Origin of the sequence: Pseudomonas sp. Pseusp97 (assembly GCF_047304025.1) — a bacterium.
GTDB lineage: Bacteria > Pseudomonadota > Gammaproteobacteria > Pseudomonadales > Pseudomonadaceae > Pseudomonas.
This window is the reverse complement of the sequence record NZ_JBGLYK010000595.1, coordinates 1-244: the sequence shown is the minus strand read 5'-3', so window position 1 is coordinate 244 and position 244 is coordinate 1. Positions and strand designations below refer to the sequence as shown.

At 59.8% G+C, this 244-nt stretch carries 1 protein-coding gene; it reads left to right on the top strand.

Features of this window, described 5'->3' with window-relative positions; genetic code table 11:
• Nucleotides 1-7 precede the first annotated feature (7 nt).
• Nucleotides 8-244, top strand: a 237-nt coding sequence (locus tag ACCC94_RS30460) for a CBS domain-containing protein (protein WP_413353267.1), incomplete at its 3' end; no start/stop codon positions are given.

Sequence of the window (244 nt, the reverse complement as noted above, 5' to 3'; positions counted from 1 at the left end):
GGTCTACGTGTCACCCGACGAAGACCAGGAAGACGTGACGGACGAGATGACCAAGTACGACCTGGTTGCCATCCCTGTTTGCGACGAGAACCGTCATATCCTGGGCATCGTGACCTTCGACGACGCCATGGACGTTATCGCCGAGGAGCATCAGGAGGACCTGCAGATCGCCGGTGTCGGCTCGGGCGATAGCGCGTCGGACGACTCGACGAACGTGCTCAGCTGGTTTGTGCATCGTCAGTAC